Below are 24,426 nucleotides of genomic sequence, written 5' to 3'. Positions count from 1 at the left end.
CATGTGCGGTATTGCAGGGTTCTGGCACCCTAACAGCCAAGGCAAGTATGACGGGCCAACAGCCCTCACCCGCATGACCGACGCCATTGTCCACCGTGGTCCCGATGACGCTGGCGCCTGGGATAATGGCGCCGGGCTGTTTCTGGGTCACCGACGACTTGCGATCGTCGACCTGAGTTCAGCCGGGCATCAGCCCATGGCATCGCCGACAGGCCGATATGTCATCGTCTTCAATGGTGAAATCTACAACTTCCAGGCGCTGCGCCAGACGCTCGATGCGGCACAACAGAGCCCATTGCCCTGGCGTGGCCATTCGGATACCGAGGTCATGCTGGCGGCATTCGAACGCTGGGGGATTCAAGAGACCTTGCGCAGACTGGTCGGCATGTTTGCGCTGGCGGTATGGGATCGCACACGGGAAACTCTGACACTTGCCCGGGACCGGATCGGTGAAAAACCACTTTACTACGGCCTGAAAAAAGGCACGCTGCTCTTCGCCTCGGAATTGCAGGCACTCGAGGTGCATCCGGGTTTTGACGCAGAGATTTCACGCAACAGCCTGGCGTTACTCCTGAAGTACGCGTATGTGCCATCGCCACACTCCATTTATGAAGGCATTCACAAATTGCCACCCGGCACGTGGATCGAACTCGACCGCGCCGCCCTGGACAGCGGAACGATGGGTGCGCCCCAGGCCTATTGGGAGCTACCCACTTCACAGCCCGGGAGCAATGCATCGCTTTCCGACGCCGAAGCGATTGATCAGCTGCACGAGCTGATGCGCACGACCATACGCGATCAAATGGTCGCCGATGTGCCCCTCGGCGCCTTCCTGTCTGGAGGCATCGATTCGACGCTGATCGTGAGCTTGATGCAATCGCTCTCAGCGCAAAAGGTCAAGACCTTTACCATCGGCTTCGACAACCCCGGCTACAACGAGGCGGAGCACGCAAAAGCTGTGGCCCTCCATCTGGGCACCGAACATACCGAGCTCTATGTGTCCGGCACGGACGCTTTGAACGTCGTACCGAAACTGCCTGACATCTACGGCGAGCCCTTTGCCGACTCGTCGCAGATACCCACCTATCTCGTTTCTCAAATGGCACGCAGTCACGTCACCGTGAGTTTGTCTGGAGACGCCGGCGATGAACTTTTTGGCGGATACAACCGCTATCAGTATCTGCCCAACGTATGGAGCAAGTTGAGCCGCGTTCCTGGACCTGCGCGCAAGCTGGCAGCCCGAATGATCGAGTCCGCCTCGCCCAATCGCTGGGATTCCATCGCCAACGGATTGAACCCGGTCACTCCGGCGCGCCTGCGCGTGCGCCTGCCTGGCGAAAAGCTGCATAAACTGGCCGGCGTCATGCGACACGACTCTGCCAGCCAGATGTACGACCACGTGGTGTCTCAGTGGCAAAATGCGTCCGACGTCGTCATTGGGGCAAACTTGCCCGGCCTGGCATCCGTCGGAAGCGGTGATTTCGCCAGCTGGATGATGCGCCAGGACACGCTGACCTATTTGCCGGACGACATACTGGCCAAAGTCGATCGCGCAGCCATGGCCGTCAGCCTGGAAACCCGTGTGCCATTCCTGGACCATCGAATCGTCGAGTTTGCCTCGACGTTGCCGATGTCGCTGAAAATCCGCAATGGCAGCACCAAGTGGATACTGCGCCAGCTACTCTATCGCTATGTTCCACGCGAACTGATCGAGCGCCCGAAAATGGGCTTCGGCATCCCGCTACACGATTGGCTTCGCGGTCCATTGCGCGACTGGGCCGAATCCCTGCTGGACCCACAACGATTGGCAAGCGAGGGTTATTTCGCCCCCGGCCCTATCCGCGCCGTTTGGGAAAGACACCTTCGAGGGCAGGGAAACTACCAGCAGCAGCTTTGGCCGGTGCTGATGTTCCAGGCATGGCTCGATCGAAAACGAGCCATCTGAATAAAAGCTTCCATTACTAGAGGAAAATCCATGTATCTGAGAAAGATATCAGTGGTCGGGCTGGGTTATGTTGGCTTGCCCGTGGCTGTAGCGTTCGGCAAGCACGGGCCGGTCATCGGCTTCGACATCAACGAAAGCCGCTTGCAGGAACTTCGCGCGGGACAAGACCGTACAAACGAAGTCACCGGTGATGAGCTGGCACAGACGCAAATCGAATTCACCAGCAAGACAGATGTCCTTGCTCAGGCCGATTTTCATATCGTCGCGGTCCCTACGCCCATCGACGACGCCCACCAGCCAGACCTGACGCCGGTCGTAAAGGCCTCCGAAACCGTGGGCAAAGCGCTCAAAAAAGGCGATATCGTCGTCTATGAGTCGACGGTTTATCCCGGGGTCACTGAAGACATCTGCGTTCCGATCCTCGAACGCATCTCAGGCTTGAAATGCGGCACAGACTTTACCGTGGGCTATAGCCCGGAGCGCATCAACCCGGGCGACAAGGAGCACACGTTCACCAAAATCAAGAAGGTGGTGTCCGGACAAGACGCCGCCACACTTGAAATTGTCGCCGACGTGTACGCCTCCGTGGTCACGGCGGGTGTCTACAAAGCTGCATCCATCAAAGTGGCCGAAGCCGCCAAGGTGATCGAAAACACACAGCGCGACCTGAACATCGCACTGATGAATGAACTGGCACTGATCTTTGACCGGATGGGCATCGATACGCTCGACGTTCTGGAGGCGGCAGGGACCAAGTGGAACTTCCTGAAATTCAAGCCGGGCCTGGTCGGCGGTCACTGCATCGGCGTAGACCCGTACTATCTGACGCACAAGGCCGAGAAGCTTGGTTACATCCCGCAGGTCATCCTGGCCGGTCGTCGCATCAATGACAGCATGGGTGCTTTCATTGCCCAGCAGACGATCAAACAGATGATCCATGCCGGTCACCCGATTGCTGGCGCCGTCGTCACAGTGCTCGGCCTGACCTTCAAAGAGAATTGCCCCGACCTGCGCAACTCCCGCGTCATCGATATCATTCGTGAACTCGAGGATTTCGGCGTCAAGGTACAAGTATTCGACCCAGAAGCCGAGCCGGCAGAAGCCCTGCACGAATATGGTGTCTCGCTGCTCAAGCTTGACGAACTGCAGCCTGCTGCCGCAGTCGTGGTGGCTGTTGCCCACGACACCTATGCGCGCTGGACACACGACGAATACCTGAAGCTTATGCACAACGGCCCCGTCGTCATCGATGTCAAAGGTGTCTGCGACGGCCCGGCCCTGGAAAGTGCTGGAGCACGTTTCTGGCGCCTTTAATGGAGAATGGCATGAACACCTACGAAACACTGCGTAAAAACCTGGCGGCTGCGCCGCGCACCTGGCTTGTCACTGGCGTGGCTGGCTTCATCGGCTCGAACCTGCTCGAGACACTGCTGCAGCTGAACCAGCGCGTCATCGGCCTGGATAACTTTGAAACCGGTCACCAAAGCAACCTTGATTTGGTGAAACAGGCTGTTCCAGACACTGCTTGGGCACAGTTCAAGTTCGTGCAAGGGGATATTCGCCAGCTGGAAGATTGCCAGCGCGCCCTGGCAGGAGGCGTCGACTACGTTCTTCACCAGGCGGCACTGGGCAGCGTCCCCCGCTCGCTGGAAGATCCGATCCGTACCAACAGCACAAATATCGATGGCTTCCTGAACATGCTTGTCGCCAGCCGCGATGCCGGCGTCAAGCGCTTCGTCTATGCCGCTTCGAGCTCGACGTATGGCGACCATCCTGACTTGCCCAAGGTAGAGGATCGCATCGGTCGGCCGCTTTCGCCCTATGCCGTCACCAAATACGTCAACGAGTTGTACGCGGATGTGTTTGCACGCTGCTACGGGCTACAAACAATCGGTCTGCGGTACTTCAACGTATTCGGTCCAAGGCAGGATCCTGATGGCGCGTACGCGGCCGTCATTCCAAAGTGGTTTGGCGCCCTGCTCCGCGATGAAGCCATTCACATCAACGGCGACGGCGAAACCAGTCGAGACTTTTGCTTCGTTGCCAATGCTGTCCAGGCCAATCTGCTGGCGGCAACGACCCAAGTAGCCGAGGCGGTGAATCAGGTATACAACGTGGCGGTGGGTGACCGTACTACCTTGAACGAACTGTTCTCTCATATCCGCGATCTCGCCTCTGCCAGCCAGCCGGAACTCAAGGATGTGAACCCGGTGTACCGCGACTTCAGAGCCGCCGATGTGCGCCACTCCCAAGCGGACATCAGCAAGGCGCAATCATTGCTCGGCTATGCTCCGACCCATCGCATTGCAGCCGGACTGCAGGATTCCGCGGCCTACTACACAACCCATGTAGGCAAGCATGTCTAAGATTGTTGTCATTGCCGGGCTCGCCGAATCACTGATTCGGTTTCGCGGGGATCTTCTGGATGCAATGCGAGCGAATGGGCACGAAGTCGCCGCCATTGCACCCGAGGATGATGACTCCGTTCGTCAACGACTCGCCGCGAAAGGTATCGATTACCATGTCGTGCCAATGTCACGCGCCGGGTTGAATCCATTCGCCGACCTGCGCTACCTGCTGCAGCTTAGCCGGTGCCTACGCAGCATAAAGCCCGACGTGGTTCTTGCGTATACGATTAAACCGGTGGTCTATGGATTGCCTGCTGCGCGCCTGGCGGGTGTCCGGCGGCGTTATGCGCTGATTACCGGGCTTGGGTATGCCTTTACCGACGCTGAGAAGAGCTTCAGCCGCAGCCTGGTCAATCGTGTTGCATCGGGCTTGTACCGGTTTGGATTACGGTTCGCCAATGGGTTGTTCTTCCAGAACCCGGACGACCGACAACTCTTCAAGGACCAGGGACTTTTCAACGCGAACCTCCCGAGCTGGATCGTCAATGGTTCCGGGGTCGACACCGAAAGCTTCCCGGTCGCTCCCCTGCCGTCTCACCCAAGCTTTTTGTTTGTGGGCAGAGTACTGCGGGACAAGGGGGTCATTGAGTATGTAGAGGCCGCTCGTGCGTTGAAATCTACCTGCCCACAAGCTGCTTTCCACTTGGTCGGGCCTTTGGACTCCAACCCTTCGGGCATCAATGCCGATATCGTTTCGGGGTGGGTAAAAGAAGGCGTTGTCCAGTATCACGGAGCAGTCAGCGATGTGAAGCCACACCTGGCAGCCTGCAGCATATTCGTGCTGCCGTCATACCGTGAGGGGACACCGCGCTCGGTACTCGAAGCCATGTCCTGTGGGCGAGCCATTATTACCACCGACGCTCCCGGTTGCCGTGAGACGGTCCAGGACGGGGTCAACGGCTTGCTGGTCAGGCCGCGCGACTCGGCCGATCTGGCAACGGCAATGACACGCCTGGCGGGCTCAAGCGAGCTGCGTGAGCAAATGGGCCGCACAAGTCGCGAACTAGCTGAACAGAAGTATGACGTACATCGCGTAAACGCAGCCATGATTGAAGCAATGGAGTTACGCGGCTAACTGGCTGACCCGGTCCGGCGCGCTGTCAACACACTGCGCCGGGCTTTTCATGTGATGAAGCCCTCTTCTCATCCGAGATGAGAGGTACTCCTTCCGAGCCGGTGCTTATTACGTCGGGACATGACCATCCCCAGCAGAGGCCCAACAGCCAACCCCAACAACAACGCCCCCAAAATGTAAACCGAAAGGGCCCATTGCGGGGTAGACCAGCCCACAAACACCAGCGAAACCGATTGCTGGTTTTCCAGAACAAACGCCAGAATCGCCAGAACCAGCACCAAGGCGACTACAGCGAGCAATACGCGCTTAAGATTACGCATCAGCGGATCCTTGAGTTACGGCGGTCATCAAAGCCCCTCTTCCTCTTCCTCGTTCACACGATCGCGCAGCTCTTTGCCCGGCTTGAAGTGTGGAACGAATTTGCCGTCGAGACTGACCGACTGCCCGGTCTTCGGATTACGCCCTACCCGGGGCGCGCGGTAATGCAATGAGAAGCTGCCAAATCCACGGATCTCGATGCGATCACCGGTGGCCAGGCACTGGGACATTTGCTCGAGCATGGTCTTGATGGCCAGCTCCACATCCTTGGATGAGAGCAGCCCTTGATGGGTGACAATTCGTTCGATCAACTCCGACTTCGTCATATTTTTCCCTTCTTTTTCAAGCAGCTAGATCAGCGCTTCAAAGGTTTTAGCACGCCCGGATGAATTTGAACAGTCTGAGTTTTCACATATCTTTACCAACTGTGAGTGATCCTGTCGCGGAGCAAGAGCCGCTGATCGCCCGCTTTTTTGCTCATCTGCAGATAACCAGCATGGTGCGGGTCAGGTAGCCGGCAGGATTGAAGCCGAAAGGATATTCATCCTCTTCCTTGGCATCATCGGACCTCGTCACGACTTTGTAGCCGGCGCCCTTGCACTCCTTGTCCGCTCGTTTGCGGCACTTTTCCCAGCCCGAGCCCAGCCCGGAGCAATCGACCTCGATACCACTGACCCCGCGCTTTGCGTGGGTCTTGGCGTTAGTGGTACAACCTGCCAATGCCAATGCCAGTACTGCCATTGCGACAATGAGCTTGTTCATTCACTTCCTTATGCCGGACGCTCTGCCCGACTGTCGTTTGCTTCAGGCTATAGACTAGCTGCAATTAAACGATTGATCCTGTTAAAGAAAGGGACAGCTTGAGGGGGCTGCGGTTCATCGCTGATGCAAGGCGGTAGCAGAAGATCAAAAGATCGCAGCCTGCGGCAGCTCTTAAAGGGGATCAGCGTGACGCTGATTGCGTGCTCATCCTGAAGCGGTGCGATCGCCAAATCGCAGGCACAAAAAAGGGCGACCGAAGTCGCCCTTTTTCTATGGTCTGACAGAACTTAGTTCTGTTTTTCCATTTGTGCACGCAACAGGTCGCCCAGAGTGGTAGGACCAGCAGCGATGCTATCCGAAGGCTTGTCTTTCAAGCTTTGGATTGCTTCTTTCTCTTCAGCATCGTCTTTCGACTTGATGGAGAGCTGGATTACACGGCTCTTGCGGTCAACGCTGATGATCTTGGCTTCTACTTCCTGGCCTTCTTTCAGAACGTTGCGCGCGTCTTCAACGCGGTCACGGCTGATTTCGGAGGCTTTCAGAGTCGCTTCGATATCGTCGGCCAGAGTGATGATGGCGCCTTTGGCGTCAACTTCTTTCACGATGCCTTTAACGATTGCGCCTTTGTCGTTCTCTTGAACGTACTCGGAGAACGGATCGCTTTCCAGTTGCTTGATGCCCAGGGAGATGCGCTCGCGCTCTGGGTCAACCGACAGGATAACGGTGTCCAGCTCGTCGCCCTTCTTGAAGCGGCGAACGGCTTCTTCGCCCACTTCGTTCCAGGAGATGTCGGACAGGTGAACCAGACCGTCGATGCCGCCGTCCAGACCAATGAAGATACCGAAATCGGTGATCGACTTGATGGTGCCGGAGATTTTATCGCCCTTGTTGAACTGGCCAGAGAAATCTTCCCATGGGTTAGATTTGCACTGCTTGATGCCGAGGGAGATACGACGACGCTCTTCGTCGATGTCCAGAACCATGACTTCCACTTCGTCGCCGACTTGTACGACTTTCGAAGGGTGGATGTTCTTGTTGGTCCAGTCCATTTCGGAAACGTGTACCAGGCCTTCAACGCCTTCTTCCAGCTCAGCGAAGCAGCCGTAGTCGGTCAGGTTGGTTACACGAGCGGTAACGCGAGTGCTTTCTGGGTAACGGGCTTTGATAGCAACCCATGGATCTTCGCCCAGTTGCTTCAGGCCCAGGGAAACACGATTGCGTTCGCGATCGTACTTCAGAACCTTGACATCGATCTCGTCGCCAACGTTGACGATTTCGGAAGGATGCTTGATACGCTTCCAAGCCATGTCGGTAATGTGCAGCAGGCCATCGACGCCACCCAGATCGACGAATGCGCCGTAATCGGTGAGGTTCTTGACGATACCTTTGACTTGTTGGCCTTCCTGCAGGGATTCCAGCAGAGCTTCACGCTCGGCGGAGTTCTCGGCTTCGAGGACGCTGCGACGGGAAACGACAACGTTGTTGCGTTTCTGGTCGAGTTTGATGACCTTGAATTCCAGCTCTTTGCCTTCCAGGTGCGTAGTATCGCGCACAGGACGGACGTCAACCAGAGAACCTGGCAGGAACGCACGGATGCCGTTAACGTCGACTGTGAAGCCGCCTTTAACCTTACCGTTGATAACGCCCTTGACCACTTCTTCGGCTGCGAAGGCTGCTTCCAGAACAATCCAGCATTCAGCGCGCTTGGCTTTTTCACGGGACAGCTTGGTTTCACCAAAGCCGTCTTCAACCGAGTCCAGCGCAACGTGAACTTCGTCACCGACGTTGATAGTCAGTTCGCCAGCATCGTTGTAGAACTGCTCAAGCGGGATGAGTGCTTCAGACTTCAGGCCAGCGTGAACGGTTACCCAGCGAGCCTGGTAATCGATATCAACGATAACACCGGTGATGATGGAGCCTGCCTGAAGGTTCAGGGTTTTTAGGCTTTCTTCAAAGAGTTCCGCAAAGCTTTCGCTCATTTTAATTCCTGTTGAATAAGGGCGAAGGATACGCCCAGCTCCACATCCCAGACGATGTGGGTTACGTTCATTTAAAGAAGCGACACAGGACTATGACTGGTCCCCTGGGTCGTTTCTTGGTCACCCGGCGATATCGCGGATTGCGATCTCGCTCATGATGCGTTCAAGCACCTGTTCGATGGACAACTCCGTGGAATCCAGCTGTATCGCGTCGGCCGCCGGCTTGAGCGGGGCCACTGCGCGCTGGGTGTCACGCTCATCGCGTGCACGGATCTCATCTAGCAGACTCGACAGACTAACACCATCGACTTTGTCCTTCAACTGCAAGTATCGACGGCGCGCACGCTCCTCGGCACTGGCAGTGAGGAATATCTTCAGCGGAGCGTCCGGAAACACCACCGTGCCCATGTCGCGACCGTCGGCCACCAGGCCCGGCGCTTCCTGGAACGCACGCTGGCGCTGCAGCAGCGCCTCGCGCACGGCGGGCAGCGCCGCGACCTGGGAGGCACCCGAACCGACACTTTCGGTGCGGATGACATCGCTGACTTCGTCACCTTCCAGGATGATGCGCTGCAGTTGACCGTGGGTCGCGCGATGAACTGCACGTCCAGATGAGCGGCGAGTTTTTTCAGCAGCTCTTCATTGGTCAGGTCGACGCCGTGGTTATACGCGGCGAACGCCAGCAGTCGATACAACGCACCGGAGTCCAGCAGATTCCAGCCCAGTCGCTTGGCCAGGATCCCGGCGACCGTGCCCTTGCCAGAGCCGCTTGGCCCATCAATGGTGATGACCGGTGCGCTGATTTTCACGATTGAGCCTCTTGTGCTACACGGATACCGACCTGCGCGCATAACGCGAGGAAGTTCGGGAACGACGTCGCGACGTTGGCGCAATCATGGATGCGGATCGGTGCGGTGGCGCGCAGCGAGGCCACGCTGAAGGCCATGGCAATCCGGTGATCGCCGTGACCGTGCACTTCGCCGCCGCCGATCTGGCCGCCGTCGATGATGATGCCGTCCGGGGTCGGTTCGCATTTGACGCCCAGCGCCAGCAGGCCATCGGCCATGACCTGGATCCGGTCCGACTCCTTGACTCGCAGCTCTTCAGCGCCGCGCAGGACGGTGCGCCCTTCGGCACAGGCCGCGGCCACGAACAGCACCGGGAATTCATCGATGGCCAGCGGAACCAGCGCTTCGGGAATCTCGATACCTTTGAGTTTAGCTGCACGCACGCGCAGGTCCGCTACCGGCTCGCCGCCGACTTCACGCTGGTTTTCCAGGGTGATGTCAGCGCCCATCAGGCGCAGGATGTCGATTACGCCGGTACGGGTCGGGTTGATGCCGACGTGCTCGAGCACCAGCTCCGAACCTTCGGCGATCGACGCGGCAACCAGGAAGAACGCGGAAGAGGAGATATCGCCCGGGACTTCAATGTGGGTGGCGGTCAGCGTGTGGCCGGACTCGACCGACGCGGTAGCGCCGTCGACGCTGACCGGGTAGCCGAAGCCACGCAGCATGCGCTCGGTGTGGTCGCGGGTCGGTGCAGGCTCGGTGACAGTGGTCTTGCCTTCGGCATACAGACCCGCCAGCAACAGGCAGGATTTCACCTGGGCGCTGGCCATCGGCATGGTGTAGGTCAGGCCCTTGAGCTTGCTGCCGCCACGAATGGTCATCGGCGGACGACCTTCGGCGGCGGTTTCGATCACGGCGCCCATTTCACGCAGCGGATTGGCCACGCGATTCATCGGACGCTTGGACAGCGAGGCGTCACCGGTCAGGGTGCTGTCGAAGTCCTGCGCAGCCAACAGGCCAGACAGCAGGCGCATCGAGGTGCCGGAGTTGCCCAGGTAGATCGGGCCCGGCGCCGGCTTCAGGCCATGCAGGCCGACGCCGTGAATGGTCACGCGACCGTGGTGCGGACCTTCGATCACCACCCCCATGTCGCGGAAGGCCTGCAAGGTCGCCAGGGCGTCTTCGCCCTCGAGGAAGCCTTCGACTTCGGTGACGCCTTCAGCCAGCGAGCCGAGCATGATCGAGCGGTGGGAAATCGATTTATCGCCCGGTACACGAATCCGCCCAGTCAGGCGGCCACCAGGTTGTGCCAGGAAAATCAGGTCGTTGGAATTCATAGCGTCCACATAAGCCCGGCGGGCCAGGATTTTACTGAAATGTTCGCGGGCAACCCGGGCGCGCGTGAACACGCCCAATAATTGGTGCCCATCCCCTGCATCGACCGCGTCGCGCAAGGCGTCGAGGTCGCTGCGAAATGTATCGAGTGTGCGCAGGACAGCTTCGCGGTTGGCGAGGAAGATGTCGTGCCACATGACCGGGTCGCTCCCCGCGATTCTTGTGAAATCGCGGAAACCGCCGGCAGCGTAACGGAAGATCTCAAGGTTTTCATTGCGCTTGGCCAATGAATCGACCAGGCCGAACGCCAACAAGTGCGGCAAATGGCTGGTCGCCGCCAACACTTCGTCGTGACGCTCGACCTGCATGTGCTCGACATCGGCACCCAGTTCGCGCCACAGGCGGTCGACCACGGCCAAGGCCGCCGGATCGGTTTGATCCAGCGGCGTCAGTATCACTTTATGACGGCGGAACAGGTCGGCATTGGAGGCTTCCACCCCGCTCTGCTCGGAACCGGCAATCGGATGCCCCGGCACAAAACGCGCAGGCATGCCGCCGAACGCTGCGGTTGCCGCACGCACGACGTTGCCCTTGGCGCTGCCGACGTCGGTCAGAATCGCTTGCCCCAGGTTCATGCCGGCCAGGCGGCCGAGCATTTTTTCCATGGCGAGGATCGGCACGGCCAGTTGAATCACGTCGGCGCCCTGGCAAGCAGTGGCCAGGTCTTCCTCGCAGCGATCCACCACGCCCAACTCGACCGCCAGCTTGCGCGACTGCGGGTCGAGATCGACCCCGACCACTTCGCGACACAGGCCGCTTTCACGCAAACCCTTGGCAAACGAACCGCCGATCAACCCCAGGCCGACCACCACCAGGCGCCCGATCACCGGTGCAGCAGCGTGCCGCGCAGGGACATCAACCACGGGCCAGGACCTTGGTCAGCGCCTCGAGGAAGCGGCTGTTTTCCGCCGGCAGGCCGATGGTGACGCGCAGGTGGTTCGGCAGGCCGTAGTTGGCCACCGGACGCACGATCACGCCTTCGCGCAGCAGGCCCTGGAACACCGGAGCCGCCACTTGCCCCAGATCGACGCAGATGAAGTTGCCCTTGGATGGAATCCAGCCGAGCCCCAGTTCGCGCAAACCCGCTTCCAGTTGCTGCATGCCGGATTCGTTCAGGCGACGGCTTTCAGCCAGGTACTCGGTGTCTTGCAGCGCAGCGCAGGCCGCAGCCAGGGCCAGGCTGTTGACGTTGAACGGCTGGCGCACGCGGTTCAGCACGTCCGCCACGACCGCGGTAGACAAGCCATAACCGACCCGCAGTGCCGCCAGGCCATAGGCCTTGGAGAAGGTGCGCGAGACCAGCAGGTTCGGGTATGCCGCCAGGTAATCGAGGCCATCCGGCAAGTCGCCGCCCTCGGCGTATTCGATGTAGGCCTCGTCCAGCACCACCAGCACGTGTTCCGGCACATCCTGCAAGAACTCGTCCAGCGCCTCGGCATCGAACCAGGTCCCGGTCGGGTTGTTCGGATTGGCGATGAACACCACGCGGGTATCGGCATCGATCGCGGCCAGCATGGCCGACAGGTCATGCCCCCAGTCTTTCGCCGGGATAACCCGCGCGTCGGCACCCACGGCCTGGGTCACGATCGGATAGACCGCGAACGCATGCTCGCTGAACACCGCGTTCAGGCCCGGCGCCAGATAGGCACGCGCGACCAGCTCGAGAATGTCGTTGGAACCGTTGCCCAGGGTCACCTGGTTCAGCTCGACGCGACACTGCTCGGCCAGCAGGGTCTTGAGCGCAAAACCGTTGCCGTCCGGATAACGGGTCAGTTCGGCCAATGCTTCGCGAATGGCCGCCAATGCCTTGGGACTGGCGCCCAACGGGTTTTCGTTGCTCGCCAGCTTGACGATGCTGGCCGGATCGATGTCCAGCTCGCGCGCCAGTTCGTCCACGGGCTTACCCGGAACGTAAGGCGAAAGTTGTTGCACGCCCGGCTGTGCCAGAGCGAGGAAGTCGCCACTCATTTGCTACCCCTTAGAGAACGGCTTTCGGGTAGGAACCCAGCACTTTGAGTGCCACTGCTTCCTGACTGATCTTTTCCAGCACACCTTTTACCAGCGGATCGCGGTGGTGGCCGACGAAATCGATGAAGAACACGTAGGTCCACTTACCGCTGCGCGACGGACGGGTCTCGATGCGCGTCAGGTCGATGCCGTTATCGTGGAACGGAACCAGCAACTCGTGCAACGCGCCAGGCTTGTTGCTCATGGACACGATGATCGAGGTCTTGTCGTCGCCGGTTGGCGGCACTTCCTGGCTGCCGATCATCAGGAATCGCGTGGAGTTGTCCGGGCGATCCTCGATTTTCTCCGCCAGACGGGTCAGCCCGTACAAGCCTGCCGCCATGTCGCCGGCAATCGCTGCCGAATTCCACTCGCCCTTGACCCGCTTGGCCGCTTCGGCGTTGCTGGAAACCGCCACGCGCTCGACATTCGGGTAATGGGCGTCCAGCCACTTGCGGCACTGGGCCAGGGACTGGGCGTGGGAATAAATACGGCTGATGCTGTCGGTCTTGGTGTTTTCACCGACCAACAGGTGGTGGTGGATCCGCAGCTCGACTTCGCCACAGATCACCATGTCGTGCTCGAGGAAGCTGTCGAGGGTGTGGTTAACCGCGCCCTCGGTGGAGTTTTCCACCGGGACCACGCCAAAGTTCACCGCACCGGCCGCGACTTCACGGAACACTTCGTCGATGGCGGCCATCGGCTTGCTGATCACCGCGTGACCGAAGTGTTTCATGGCCGCCGCTTGGGTGAAGGTGCCCTCAGGGCCGAGATAAGCCACTTTCAACGGCTGCTCGAGCGCCAGGCACGAGGACATGATTTCGCGAAACAAACGCGCCATCTCTTCGTTGCCCAGCGGCCCCTGGTTGCGCTCCATCACGCGCTTGAGCACCTGAGCTTCACGCTCGGGGCGATAGAACACCGGCACTTCGCCTTCGGCCAGCGAGGCCATCTTTACTCGCGCAACTTCCTGGGCGCAACGTGCGCGCTCACTGATCAGCTCCAGGACTTTTTCGTCCAGGGCATCAATGCGCAGGCGCAGTGCCTTGAGTTCTTGCTCAGACATTAACCGTGTTCCTTCTCGAACTCTGCCATGTACGACACCAGCGCGTTGACCGCAACGATGTCGACGGCGTTATAGATGGAGGCACGCATGCCGCCCACGGATCGGTGACCCTTTAGGTTCAACAGGCCACGCTCGTCGGCACCCGCCAGGAATGGCTTGTCCAGACGGTCGTCCGCCAGGCGGAACGGCACGTTCATCCACGAGCGGTCCGATTTGTTGATCGGGTTGCTGTACAGGCCGCTGGCGTCGATAAAATCGTACAGCGTGCGCTGCTTCACGTCATTGAGCCTGCCGATGGCTTCAACGCCACCCTGCTCTTTCAGCCATTCGAACACCAGGCCCGACAGGTACCAGGCCAGGGTTGGCGGGGTGTTGTACATCGAGCCGTTATCGGCCGCGACCTTGTAGTCGAGCATGGTCGGGCACAGCGAACGGGCGCGACCCAGCAGGTCTTCACGAATGATGGTGACGACCAGGCCGCTCGGGCCGATGTTCTTCTGGGCGCCGGCGTAGATCATGCCGAAGCGCGAAATGTCCATCGGACGCGAGAGGATGTCCGAGGACATGTCGGCCACCAGCGGCACGTCACCGGTTTGCGGGATCCACTGGAATTCCAGACCGCCGATGGTTTCGTTCGGGGCGTAGTGAACGTAGGCCGCGTCTTTGGACAGGTTCCACTCGTTCTGACCGGGAATGGCGAAATAGTCATAAGGCTTGGCGGTGGCCGCAACGTTGACGTGGCCGTAGCGCGAAGCTTCTTCGATGGCTTTCTGCGACCAGATACCGGTGTCGATATAGTCGGCGGTGCCGCTTTCCGGCAACAGGTTCAGCGGAATCTGCGCAAATTGCTGGCTGGCGCCGCCTTGCAGGAACAGCACTTTATAGTTCGAGGGGATATTCAGCAGATCACGCAGATCCTGCTCGGCCTTGGTGGCGATGGACACGAACTCATCACTGCGATGGCTCATTTCCATGACCGACAGGCCCTTGCCATGCCAATCAAGGAGTTCACCCTGGGCGCGCCGCAGGACAGCTTCGGGAAGCGCCGCAGGACCGGCGCAGAAGTTATAGGCTCTCTTGCTCACATCCAATCTCGCTCTGATTTGGTGGGTCACGCAAACATATCAGTCGACGCAGATCCAATGTGGGAGCGGGCTTGCTCGCGAAAGCGGTGTAACAGGCGACATTGATGTTGAATGTCAGTCCGTCTTCGCGAGCAAGCCCGCTCCCACACTCGATCTTCATGGGCGTCGAAATTTCATTGCAGACAAACAACAAGGGGGCGAATTTTCATCCGCCCCCTGTTTGCCCGCTTACTCTTGCGGTTCTTCGTCGGCGGCGGCGTCGAGTTGCTGGTCTTCGGCAGCGTCGTCGATCACGACTTCACCGTCGAACACTGCACCTTCTTCGCCCTCTTCGCCTTCCAGCTCTTCGCCTTCGACTTCCGACGGCTCTTGAACCCGCTCCAGGCCCACCAGCGTTTCATCGCTGGCCAGCTTGATCAGGGTCACGCCCTGGGTATTACGACCCAGACTGGAGACTTCGTCGACACGGGTACGCACCAAAGTGCCCTGGTCGGAGATCAGCATGATCTCTTCGCCATCCTGCACCTGCACCGCGCCGACCAGACGGCCGTTACGCTCGTTGCTGACCATGGCGATCACGCCCTGACCGCCACGCTTGTACTCGGGGAACTCGGTGATCGCCGTGCGCTTGCCGAAACCACGCGCCGAAGCGGTGAGGATCTCGCTGCCTTCTTCCGGGATCAGCATGGAAATCAGCTTCTGCCCTTCCGGCAGACGCATGCCACGCACACCGCGAGCGGTACGGCCCATGGCGCGAACTTCGGACTCCTTGAAGCGAGTGACCTTGCCACCGTCGGAGAACAGCATGATTTCCTGCTCGCCATCGGTGACGGCAGCAGAAATCAGAATGTCGCCTTCGTCCAGCTCGAGCGCGATCAGACCGACGCTGCGCTGACGGCTGAACGCCACCAGCGGAGTCTTCTTGACCGTACCGTTAGCGGTCGACATGAAGATGAACGGCGCCTTCTTGCGGTCAGCAGCCTTGATACGAGCACGACGCTCTTCGTCGGTTTCGTTGCTGTTTTCGATTTCTTCTACATCAGCCTCGGCACCTTCGGCTTCTTCTTCGTCAGCCTGCCGCTTCATGGCTTCCAGATCGACCGGCAGCATGGTGGTGATGTATTCACCCTCGCTCAATGGCAAGAGGTTGACCAGCGGACGACCGCGGGCCGCGCGGGACGCTTCCGGAATCTCGTAGGTCTTGAGCCAGTACACCTTGCCTTTGCTGGAGAACAGCAGCAGCGTGGTGTGGCTGTTGGCGACCAGCAGGTGAGCGATGTAGTCCTCATCCTTGACGCCGGTGGCCGACTTGCCTTTACCGCCACGACGCTGGGCCTGGTACGCAGCCAGCGGCTGGGTCTTGGCGTAGCCACTGTGAGAAATGGTCACGACGCGCTCTTCTTCCGGGATCATGTCACCCAGGGTCAGGTCGAGGCGGGCATCGAGAATCTCGGTGCGACGCACATCGCCGTATTCGGCGCGGATCACTTCCAGTTCTTCGCGGATCACTTCCATCAGGCGCGTGGCGCTGCTGAGGATGCGGATCAGTTCGCCGATCTGGTTGAGGATCTCTTGATACTCGGCCAGCAGCTTTTCGTGTTCCAGGCCGGTCAGGCGGTGCAGACGCAGTTCCAGAATGGCTTGCGCCTGTTCCGGCGACAGGAAGTACTTGCCTTCGCGCAGACCGTATTGCGGGTCCAGGGTCTCTGGACGGCACGAATCGGCACCGGCACGCTCGACCATCGCGACCACGGCGGACGATTCCCACGCAGTCTTGATCAGCGCTTCCTTGGCTTCCGACGGCGTCGGCGAAGCCTTGATCAGGGCGATGACCGGGTCGATGTTCGACAGGGCAACCGCTTGACCTTCCAGGATGTGACCCCGTTCGCGGGCTTTGCGCAGCTCGAACACGGTACGACGGGTAACGACTTCGCGACGGTGGCGAACGAAGGCTTCCAGCAGGTCCTTGAGGTTGAGGATCCGCGGACGGCCGTCGATCAGCGCGACGATGTTGATACCGAACACCGCTTGCAGCTGGGTCTGGGCGTAGAGGTTGTTGAGGATCACCTCAGGCACTTCGCCGCGACGCAGCTCGATCACGACGCGCATGCCGTCCTTGTCGGACTCGTCACGCAGCTCGGTGATGCCTTCGAGCTTCTTCTCCTTGACCAGCTCGGCGATCTTCTCGATCAGACGGGCTTTGTTCAGCTGGTAAGGCAATTCGGTGATGACGATCTGCTGACGGCCACCGACCTTGTCGATGTCTTCGATCATCGAACGGGCGCGCATGTAAATGCGCCCGCGACCGGTGCGGTAGGCTTCGATGATGCCGGCGCGACCGTTGATGATCGCGGCGGTCGGGAAGTCCGGACCGGGGATGTATTGCATCAGCTCATCGATGGTCAACTCGGGGTTGTCGATGAGGGCCAGGCAACCGTCGATGACTTCACCGAGGTTGTGCGGCGGGATGTTGGTCGCCATGCCCACGGCGATACCGCTGGAACCGTTGACCAGCAGGTTGGGAATACGGGTCGGCATGACCGCCGGGATCATTTCGGTGCCGTCGTAGTTCGGCACCCAGTCCACGGTTTCTTTGTGCAGGTCGGCCAGCAGCTCGTGCGCCAGCTTGGTCATGCGCACTTCGGTGTATCGCATGGCCGCGGCGTTGTCGCCGTCCACCGAACCGAAGTTGCCCTGGCCGTCTACCAGCAGGTAGCGCAGCGAAAATGGCTGCGCCATCCGAACGATGGTGTCGTATACCGCTGTATCACCGTGCGGGTGATACTTACCGATCACGTCACCGACAACACGGGCAGATTTCTTGTACGGCTTGTTGAAGTCGTTGCCCAGCTCGCTCATCGCGAACAGCACACGCCGGTGCACGGGCTTCAAGCCATCGCGCGCATCCGGCAGTGCCCGCCCGACAATTACGCTCATTGCGTAGTCGAGGTAGGACTGCTTCAGCTCGTCTTCGATATTGACCGGGAGGATTTCTTTGGCCAGTTCGCCCATGAGAAGCCTGATTCCTTTTTCTGGTGAAACCTCGTCACATCCATATGGGACGAACGAAGCTCGCCGCTGCAGGCTGAGTGCCGTGCACCGACTTACGACAAATCAACGAGTTATGCCATGGATCTGCGCAGTAAAGACAACCCCGTGGGACTGCCTCGGAAAACGCCGGATGTTATCACAAGAGCCGCCACGCACCTATCCCCCTGATGCGCATGGAGCATAGTTAGTTGACCGGTGACAGGCTTGAAGGGGACGAGAGAGGCTTAGAGAGTTGTTGAATGCAGAATTCAGGCTTGATTGAGGCTTGTTTGTTGACTTTCAGGGCCTCTTCGCGAGCAGGCTCGCTCCCACACCGGATCGCTGTTGTGCCGGCTATTGCGCAAACACTTCGATCAACTGTGGGAGCGAGCCTGCTCGCGAAGGCGATTTACCAGGCGTCCAGGGTCATCAATGCAACCGCTTACGACACATCAACTGCGCCATCTTCGCCGTATCCGGCCGCTCGACAATGCCCTTTTCCGTGACGATCACATCGATCAGGTCTGCCGGGGTCACGTCAAACACCGGGTTGAACGCGGCGACATCGGCCCCGACCCGATGACCGCCGACTTCCAGCAACTCGCGACCGTCGCGCTCTTCGATTGGAATGTCATCGCCGCTGGCCAGGTTCATGTCGATGGTCGAACTCGGCGCCACGACCATGAAGCGCACGCCGTGGTGCATGGCGTTCACCGCCAATTGATAGGTGCCGATCTTGTTGGCCACGTCGCCATTGGCGCTGATGCGGTCGGCCCCCACGATCACCCAGGTAACGCCCTTGGTTTTCATGATATGGGCAGCGGCCGAGTCGGCATTGATCGTGACCGGAATCCCCTCGTTGGCCAATTCCCACGCGGTCAGGCGCGACCCTTGCAGCCAGGGGCGGGTTTCGTCGGCGTATACCCGTTCGACCATGCCTTCAATGAACGCCCCGCGAATCACTCCCAGCGCCGTGCCGAAGCCGCCGGTGGCCAAGGCTCCGGTGTTGCAATGGGTCAGGAACGCCTGGGCATTGCCCTGGTGCTTGCGAATCAGGTCCACCCCCAGTTGCGCCATGGTCAGGTTGGCTTCGCGATCACTTTCATGAATGGCAAGGGCTTCCGCTTCCAGCACCGCCAGCGGATCGGCGTGATGCTTGAGACGCCCAAGCCGCTCACGCATGCGGCCCAGGGCCCAGAACAGATTGACGGCGGTCGGACGCGCATCGGCGAGCAGCGCGGAAATCCGCTTCCAGCGCCGCCCGCCAGTCGCCGCCTTCGGCAAACCGGGCACGCGCCGCCAGCACCACGCCATAAGCGGCACTGATGCCAATGGCCGGCGCGCCGCGTACGACCATCGAACGAATCGCCTCGGCCACACCTGCGGCGCTGGTGTAAGCGATCCACGTTTCCTCGAACGGCAAAATACGTTGATCCAGCAGATACAGGGCGCCATCACGCCAATCGATGGCCTTCACCTTCTCCGCAGCCAACAGTCGATCGCGCATTCCCCACCCCGCACTCAGAAACAAAAGCCGCCGATTATAGCGATCCCCCCGCGAACACGCTCGGGTATACTTCGCCATCCTTTATAAAAGCACTGGAGCCCATCCTCGATGCCGAACACTGCCGTTGCGCTCGACCTGCTATTACTGCCGACCTGGCTGGTACCCGTCGAACCCGCTGGCGTTGTCCTCAAAGAGCACGCTCTGGGCATCCGCGACGGGCGCATCGTCTTTATCGGCCCGCGTGCCGCGGCTCTGAAGCTTGAGGCAAGCGAAATCCGCGAATTGCCGGACATGCTGCTCTGCCCTGGCTGTTCTTTGCTCACGGGCACGCCGCGATGACGCTGTTCCGCGGCCTGGCGGACGATCTGCCGCTGATGGCCTGGCTGGAACAGCACATCTGGCCGGCCGAAGCCAAATGGGTAGACGAAACCTTCGTTCGCGACGGCACCGACTGGCGATCGCCGAGCAGATCAAAGGCGGCATCACCTGCTTCTCCGACATGTATTTCTTCCCGAAGATTGCCAGCGAGTGCATCCATGACAGCGGCATTCGCGGGCAAATCGCCATTCCGATCCTCGACTTTCCGATCCCGGGCGCCAGCACGGCGGACGAGGCCATTCGCCAGGGCGTCGAACTGTTCAACGATCTCAAGCACCACGAGCGTATCAAAATTACCTTCGGCCCCCATGCACCCTACACCGTGGGCGACGAAAACCTGGAGAAAATCCGGGTGATCGCCGAAGAACTGGACGCCTCGATTCACATGCATGTCCATGAAACCGCCTTCGAAGTGCAGCAGTCGGTCGAGCAATATGGCGAACGCCCGTTGGCCCGCCTCGGGCGCCTGGGCCTCCTGGGGCCGCGCTTCCAGGCGGTGCACATGACGCAGATCAGCGATGAGGACCTGATGTTGCTGGTAGAAAGCAATACCAGCGTGGTCCATTGCCCGGAATCGAACCTCAAGCTGGCCAGCGGTTTCTGCCCGGTGGAGCGTTTGTGGCAGGCCGGCGTCAATGTCGCCATCGGCACCGATGGCGCGGCGAGCAACAACGACCTCGACCTGCTCGGCGAAACCCGCACCGCTGCATTGCTGGCCAAGGCCGTCGCAGGCTCCGCCACCGCGCTGGACGCCCATCGCGCCGCTGCGCATGGCCACCCTCAACGGCGCCCGCGCGCTGGGGATCGAAACCGACGTCGGCTCGCTGGAAGTCGGCAAAGCTGCGGACATCGTGGCATTCGACCTCTCGGGCCTGGCGCAGCAACCGGTCTACGACCCGGTTTCGCAGCTTATCTACGCCACTGGCCGCGACTGCGTGAAACACCTTTGGGTCGCCGGCAAGCAACTGCTCGACGACCGTCGTTTGACCCGTCTGGATGAAGACCGGCTTTGTGCCACCGCCAAGGCCTGGGGCCAGCGCATCAGCGGCCGCACCGAATTGTAAGCCCCCGGTCGGGGCAACAGGATTTTTCAAGTTTTAGAGGATTAAGCATGAGCAACGTCGACTACGCCGAAATCGCCAAATTCGAAGCCCTGGCGCATCGCTGGTGGGACCGCGAAAGCGAGTTCAAACCGCTGCACGACATCAACCCGCTGCGGGTCAACTGGATTGACGAACGGGTCCACCTGGCCGGCAAGAAAGTCCTCGACGTCGGCTGCGGCGGCGGCATCCTCAGCGAAGCCATGGCCCAGCGCGGCGCCACCGTCATGGGTATCGACATGGGCGAAGCGCCGCTGGCGGTCGCGCAATTGCATCAGCTGGAGTCGGGCGTGAGTGTCGAGTACCGCCAGACCACCGCCGAAGCCCTGGCCGAAGAGATGCCCGAGCAGTTCGACGTGGTCACCTGCCTGGAAATGCTCGAGCACGTGCCGGACCCCTCCTCGGTGATCCGCGCCTGCTTCCGCATGGTCAAACCCGGTGGCCAGGTGTTCTTCTCCACCATCAACCGCAACCCGAAGGCGTACCTGTTCGCCATCGTCGGCGCCGAATACATCATGAAGCTGCTGCCGCGCGGCACCCACGACTTCAAGAAGTTCATCCGCCCGTCCGAGCTGGGCGCCTGGAGCCGCATGGCCGGGCTGACCGTCAAGGACATCATCGGCCTGACCTACAACCCGCTGACCAAACACTACAAGCTCGCGTCCGACGTGGACGTCAACTACATGATCCAGACCCTGCGCGAGGAGTAAGCCGATGCGTATCAGAGCAGTTCTTTTCGACATGGACGGCACTCTGCTCGACACCGCGCCGGACTTCATTGCCATCTGTCAGGCGATGCGTGCCGATCGCGGCTTGCCGCCGATCAACGATAAACAGATTCGCGACGAAATCTCCGGCGGCGCCAAGGCGATGGTCGCCGTGACCTTCGCCATGGACCCGGAATCGCCGGAATTCGAGGCATTGCGCCTGGAGTTCCTCGAGCGTTATCTCGTGGGTTGCGCCGTTCACAGCAAATTGTTCGACGGCATGGGCGAACTGCTGGCCGATATCGAAAAAGCCAATCTGATCTGGGGCGTGGTCACCAACAAGCCGTTGCGGTTCGCCGAGCCGATCATGCAGCAGCTGGGGCTGGCCGAGCGCTCGGCGCTGCTGATTTGCCCGGACCATGTGAAGAACAGCAAGCCGGATCCCGAGCCGTTGATCCTCGCCTGCAAGATGCTCGACCTGGACCCGGCCAGCGTACTGTTCGTGGGCGATGACCTGCGCGATATCGAATCCGGTCGCGATGCCGGCACCAGGACCGCTGCGGTAACCTTTGGCTATATCCACCCGGACGATAACCCGCGGCACTGGGGCGCGGATGTGGTGGTGGATCATCCGCTGGAGTTGCGCAAGGTGCTTGATAGCGCCCTTTGCGGCTGCTGAACCTGCCCCTTGTAGGAGCGAGCTTGCTCGCGAAGAACCCGAGAACGCCGCGGGCTGTCTGGCTTGACGCGTTATCGTTGACGACCATCGCGAGCAAGCTCGCTCCTACAGGGACCGTGTAACGGCGGTCATTTCTATTTTGTAGAGGTTTTTTATGTTTGATTATTCCGCCCGCCCCGAACTGCTCAAGGACCGGGTCATCCTGGTCACCGGTGCCGGTCGTGGTATCGGCGCCGCCGCCGCGAAAACCTACGCCGCACACGGCGCCACCGTGCTGCTGCTGGGCAAGACCGAAGCCAACCTGACTCAGGTCTACGACGAAATCGAAGCCGCCGGTCATCCACAACCCGCGGTGATCCCGTTCAATCTGGAAACCGCCCTGCCCCATCAATACGATGAGTTGGCAGCGATGATCGAAACCGAATTCGGCCACCTCGACGGCCTGCTGCACAATGCGTCGATCATCGGCCCGCGTACGCCTATCGAGCAGCTGTCGGGTGAAAACTTCATGCGCGTCATGCACGTCAACGTCAATGCGATGTTCATGCTCACCAGCACGCTGCTGCCGCTGCTCAAGCTGTCCCAGGACGCCTCGGTGGTGTTCACGTCCAGCAGCGTCGGCCGCAAGGGGCGCGCCTACTGGGGTGCGTACGGGGTTTCCAAATTTGCCACCGAAGGCTTGATGCAAACCCTGGCCGACGAAGTCGATACCGTGGCACCGGTGCGCGCCAACAGCATCAACCCCGGCGCCACCCGCACCAGCATGCGCGCCCAGGCCTACCCCGGGGAAAACCCGCTGAACAACCCGACGCCGGAGGAGATCATGCCGGTTTATCTCTACCTGATGGGACCGGACAGCACCGGCATCAACGGCCAGGCTTTCAACGCTCAGTAACACCGTGCGTCGCTTTTGTGCCGCGACAGCCTCTGGTCGCGGCGCTTGAAATACCCCCGCAATTGCTGGTCAAACAACCGGCGTCACTCGCCTGCTCTCCCACCACAACCTCAAGCCATTGAATTATATCGTTATTATCCATTTGAACATTTTGGCAAGACTTTCGCTCTAAACCAGCTCAAGACACGCAGTGTGAAAGCAGATGGGGCGTCGATAGTTACTTTATCTTCAGCAAAGCGGATTAGACTCGTAGGAGATGTCCTACGGGACTGATGGATCAGTATGACGCGCAGCCCAAAGCCGCTCTCACCCAGCTTGTAAGACTGTCTTACTGCTCAGGGGCGCACGCCATATGAAACCACCTTCCCAGACCAACGCAATTGACTTCGATCGCGCCAAATTGCAACGCCTGGGCTTTGGTCAGCAGCCCCCCCGTCCGGAGAGGTCGGTCAGCCTTGCGCAAATGCGCCAGCAGCTGAGCCAACTTTTACAAACCAGCCTTGAGCCGCAACGCATTCTCGGGCTGTTTTTTCGTGAGATCCAGCGCCTGGTCCCTCTGGACGCCTTGAGTTACGAACACAAGGCCAGCGACTTGCGCCTGGAGTTCGGCGAGTGTGCCCCTCATTCGATCAGCTTCAGTCTCAACCATAAGGGCGAGCACCTGGGGCGCCTGGTATTCCGCCGCAAGCAGGCATTCAGCGATCAGGAACAAGGCAACCTCGAGTCGATTTTGTCCGCATTGTTGTATCCGATGCGCAATACCCTGCTCTACCGTGCCGCCACCCAAAGCGCCTTGCGTGATCCGCTGACGGACACCGGCAACCGCATCGCCATGGATCAGACGCTGCAACGGGAGATCGAGATGTCGCGCCAGCACCTGCAACCCTTGTCGCTGTTGATGCTGGACATCGATCACTTCAAACACGTCAATGACAATCACGGGCACAGCGCTGGCGATGAAGTACTGAAGGCGGTTGCCGGCTCGATCAAGCACCAGTTGCGCAACGTGGACATGGTGTTCCGCTTTGGTGGCGAAGAGTTCCTGATTCTGCTTTCCAACACCGGTCGGGAGGCGGCAGCCATGGTCGGCGAGCGATTACGATTTGCGGCGCAGGAGCAGGATTATGCCGCGGATGGCAAATCGATCGAGCTGACGGTCAGCCTCGGCTGTTCGACCCTGTTGCCCGGCGAGTCCGCCGATAGCCTGCTGCGACGGGCCGATAATGCACTGTATGTGGCCAAGCGCGCAGGTCGCAACCGGTTGGCGATGGCGGGGTGAAGGCCGCCAGCGCGGCCCGT

Annotated in this window: 17 protein-coding genes and 3 pseudogenes; 9 read left to right on the top strand and 11 right to left on the bottom strand. The window is 60.0% G+C overall.

Features of this window, described 5'->3' with window-relative positions:
* Position 1: 1 nt before the first annotated feature.
* The 4 genes from asnB to BZ163_RS26445 are packed head-to-tail and all read left to right on the top strand — an operon-like array spanning position 2 to position 5,428.
* Complete coding sequence (asnB, locus tag BZ163_RS26460) at positions 2–1,945, top strand: asparagine synthase (glutamine-hydrolyzing) (protein WP_128873340.1); 1,944 nt, start codon at positions 2–4, stop codon at positions 1,943–1,945.
* Positions 1,946–1,981: 36 nt separating this feature from the next.
* Complete coding sequence (locus tag BZ163_RS26455; RefSeq protein WP_305881752.1) at positions 1,982–3,259, top strand: nucleotide sugar dehydrogenase; 1,278 nt, start codon at positions 1,982–1,984, stop codon at positions 3,257–3,259.
* An 11-nt stretch (positions 3,260–3,270) separates the two neighbouring features.
* A complete protein-coding gene (locus tag BZ163_RS26450) occupies positions 3,271–4,311 on the top strand; it encodes an NAD-dependent epimerase/dehydratase family protein (RefSeq protein WP_128873338.1) in 1,041 nt (346 codons plus the stop codon).
* Positions 4,304–5,428, top strand: coding sequence for a glycosyltransferase family 4 protein (locus tag BZ163_RS26445; RefSeq protein ID WP_128873337.1), 1,125 nt, complete (start codon positions 4,304–4,306; stop codon positions 5,426–5,428). The genes BZ163_RS26450 and BZ163_RS26445 overlap by 8 nt, the downstream gene beginning before the upstream one ends.
* A 68-nt stretch (positions 5,429–5,496) precedes the next feature.
* On the opposite strand, the gene BZ163_RS26440 is transcribed toward BZ163_RS26445, so the two are convergent.
* The 11 genes and pseudogenes from BZ163_RS26440 to mtnA form a co-directional block, all read right to left on the bottom strand.
* Entirely contained in the window at positions 5,497–5,748 is a 252-nt protein-coding gene (locus tag BZ163_RS26440; protein WP_128873336.1) for a lipopolysaccharide assembly protein LapA domain-containing protein, read from the bottom strand.
* A 27-nt stretch (positions 5,749–5,775) separates the two neighbouring features.
* A complete protein-coding gene (gene ihfB, locus BZ163_RS26435; protein ID WP_007899751.1) occupies positions 5,776–6,072 on the bottom strand; it encodes an integration host factor subunit beta in 297 nt (98 codons plus the stop codon).
* A gap of 151 nt (positions 6,073–6,223) precedes the next feature.
* Positions 6,224–6,508: a hypothetical protein gene (locus BZ163_RS26430; RefSeq protein ID WP_128873335.1), complete on the bottom strand. Its 285-nt coding sequence runs from the start codon at positions 6,506–6,508 to the stop codon at positions 6,224–6,226.
* 287 nt (positions 6,509–6,795) lie between these two features.
* Positions 6,796–8,487 carry a 30S ribosomal protein S1 gene (gene rpsA / locus BZ163_RS26425; protein ID WP_008148721.1) on the bottom strand — a complete coding sequence of 564 codons (1,692 nt, stop codon included), beginning with the start codon at positions 8,485–8,487 and terminating at the stop codon, positions 6,796–6,798.
* A 120-nt stretch (positions 8,488–8,607) separates the two neighbouring features.
* A pseudogene (gene cmk / locus BZ163_RS26420) lies at positions 8,608–9,296 on the bottom strand ((d)CMP kinase).
* Positions 9,293–11,500 carry a bifunctional prephenate dehydrogenase/3-phosphoshikimate 1-carboxyvinyltransferase gene (locus tag BZ163_RS26415; RefSeq protein ID WP_128873409.1) on the bottom strand — a complete coding sequence of 736 codons (2,208 nt, stop codon included), beginning with the start codon at positions 11,498–11,500 and terminating at the stop codon, positions 9,293–9,295. The pseudogene cmk and the gene BZ163_RS26415 overlap by 4 nt, the downstream one beginning before the upstream one ends.
* Before the next feature lie 28 nt (positions 11,501–11,528).
* A complete protein-coding gene (hisC, locus tag BZ163_RS26410) occupies positions 11,529–12,641 on the bottom strand; it encodes a histidinol-phosphate transaminase (protein ID WP_128873334.1) in 1,113 nt (370 codons plus the stop codon).
* Between the two features lie 10 nt (positions 12,642–12,651).
* Positions 12,652–13,746, bottom strand: coding sequence for a prephenate dehydratase (pheA, locus tag BZ163_RS26405; RefSeq protein ID WP_007899727.1), 1,095 nt, complete (start codon positions 13,744–13,746; stop codon positions 12,652–12,654).
* Positions 13,746–14,831 (bottom strand): 3-phosphoserine/phosphohydroxythreonine transaminase, encoded by a 1,086-nt coding sequence (gene serC / locus BZ163_RS26400; protein ID WP_128873333.1) that lies wholly within the window; start codon positions 14,829–14,831, stop codon positions 13,746–13,748. The genes pheA and serC overlap by 1 nt, the downstream gene beginning before the upstream one ends.
* Before the next feature lie 228 nt (positions 14,832–15,059).
* Complete coding sequence (gene gyrA / locus BZ163_RS26395) at positions 15,060–17,843, bottom strand: DNA gyrase subunit A (protein ID WP_128873332.1); 2,784 nt, start codon at positions 17,841–17,843, stop codon at positions 15,060–15,062.
* Between the two features lie 447 nt (positions 17,844–18,290).
* Positions 18,291–19,368: pseudogene (gene mtnA, locus BZ163_RS26390) on the bottom strand (S-methyl-5-thioribose-1-phosphate isomerase).
* A 108-nt stretch (positions 19,369–19,476) separates the two neighbouring features.
* Here mtnA and BZ163_RS26385 point away from each other — a divergent pair.
* The 5 genes and pseudogenes from BZ163_RS26385 (at position 19,477) to BZ163_RS26365 (ending at position 24,406) form a co-directional block, all read left to right on the top strand.
* A pseudogene (locus BZ163_RS26385) lies at positions 19,477–20,810 on the top strand (TRZ/ATZ family hydrolase).
* Positions 20,811–20,857: 47 nt separating this feature from the next.
* Positions 20,858–21,556: a bifunctional 2-polyprenyl-6-hydroxyphenol methylase/3-demethylubiquinol 3-O-methyltransferase UbiG gene (gene ubiG / locus BZ163_RS26380; RefSeq protein ID WP_128873331.1), complete on the top strand. Its 699-nt coding sequence runs from the start codon at positions 20,858–20,860 to the stop codon at positions 21,554–21,556.
* A 4-nt stretch (positions 21,557–21,560) separates the two neighbouring features.
* A complete protein-coding gene (mupP, locus tag BZ163_RS26375) occupies positions 21,561–22,232 on the top strand; it encodes an N-acetylmuramic acid 6-phosphate phosphatase MupP (RefSeq protein ID WP_128873330.1) in 672 nt (223 codons plus the stop codon).
* Positions 22,233–22,386: 154 nt separating this feature from the next.
* Positions 22,387–23,127 carry a YciK family oxidoreductase gene (locus BZ163_RS26370; RefSeq protein ID WP_128873329.1) on the top strand — a complete coding sequence of 247 codons (741 nt, stop codon included), beginning with the start codon at positions 22,387–22,389 and terminating at the stop codon, positions 23,125–23,127.
* A gap of 352 nt (positions 23,128–23,479) precedes the next feature.
* Positions 23,480–24,406: a GGDEF domain-containing protein gene (locus BZ163_RS26365; protein WP_128873328.1), complete on the top strand. Its 927-nt coding sequence runs from the start codon at positions 23,480–23,482 to the stop codon at positions 24,404–24,406.
* The last annotated feature ends 20 nt before the right edge of the window (positions 24,407–24,426 follow it).

Source organism: Pseudomonas sp. VI4.1, from assembly GCF_002029345.1.
In the GTDB taxonomy this organism is placed as follows: domain Bacteria; phylum Pseudomonadota; class Gammaproteobacteria; order Pseudomonadales; family Pseudomonadaceae; genus Aquipseudomonas.
The sequence above is the reverse complement of the archived record's forward strand: the minus strand, read 5'-3'. Positions and strand labels throughout refer to the sequence as shown.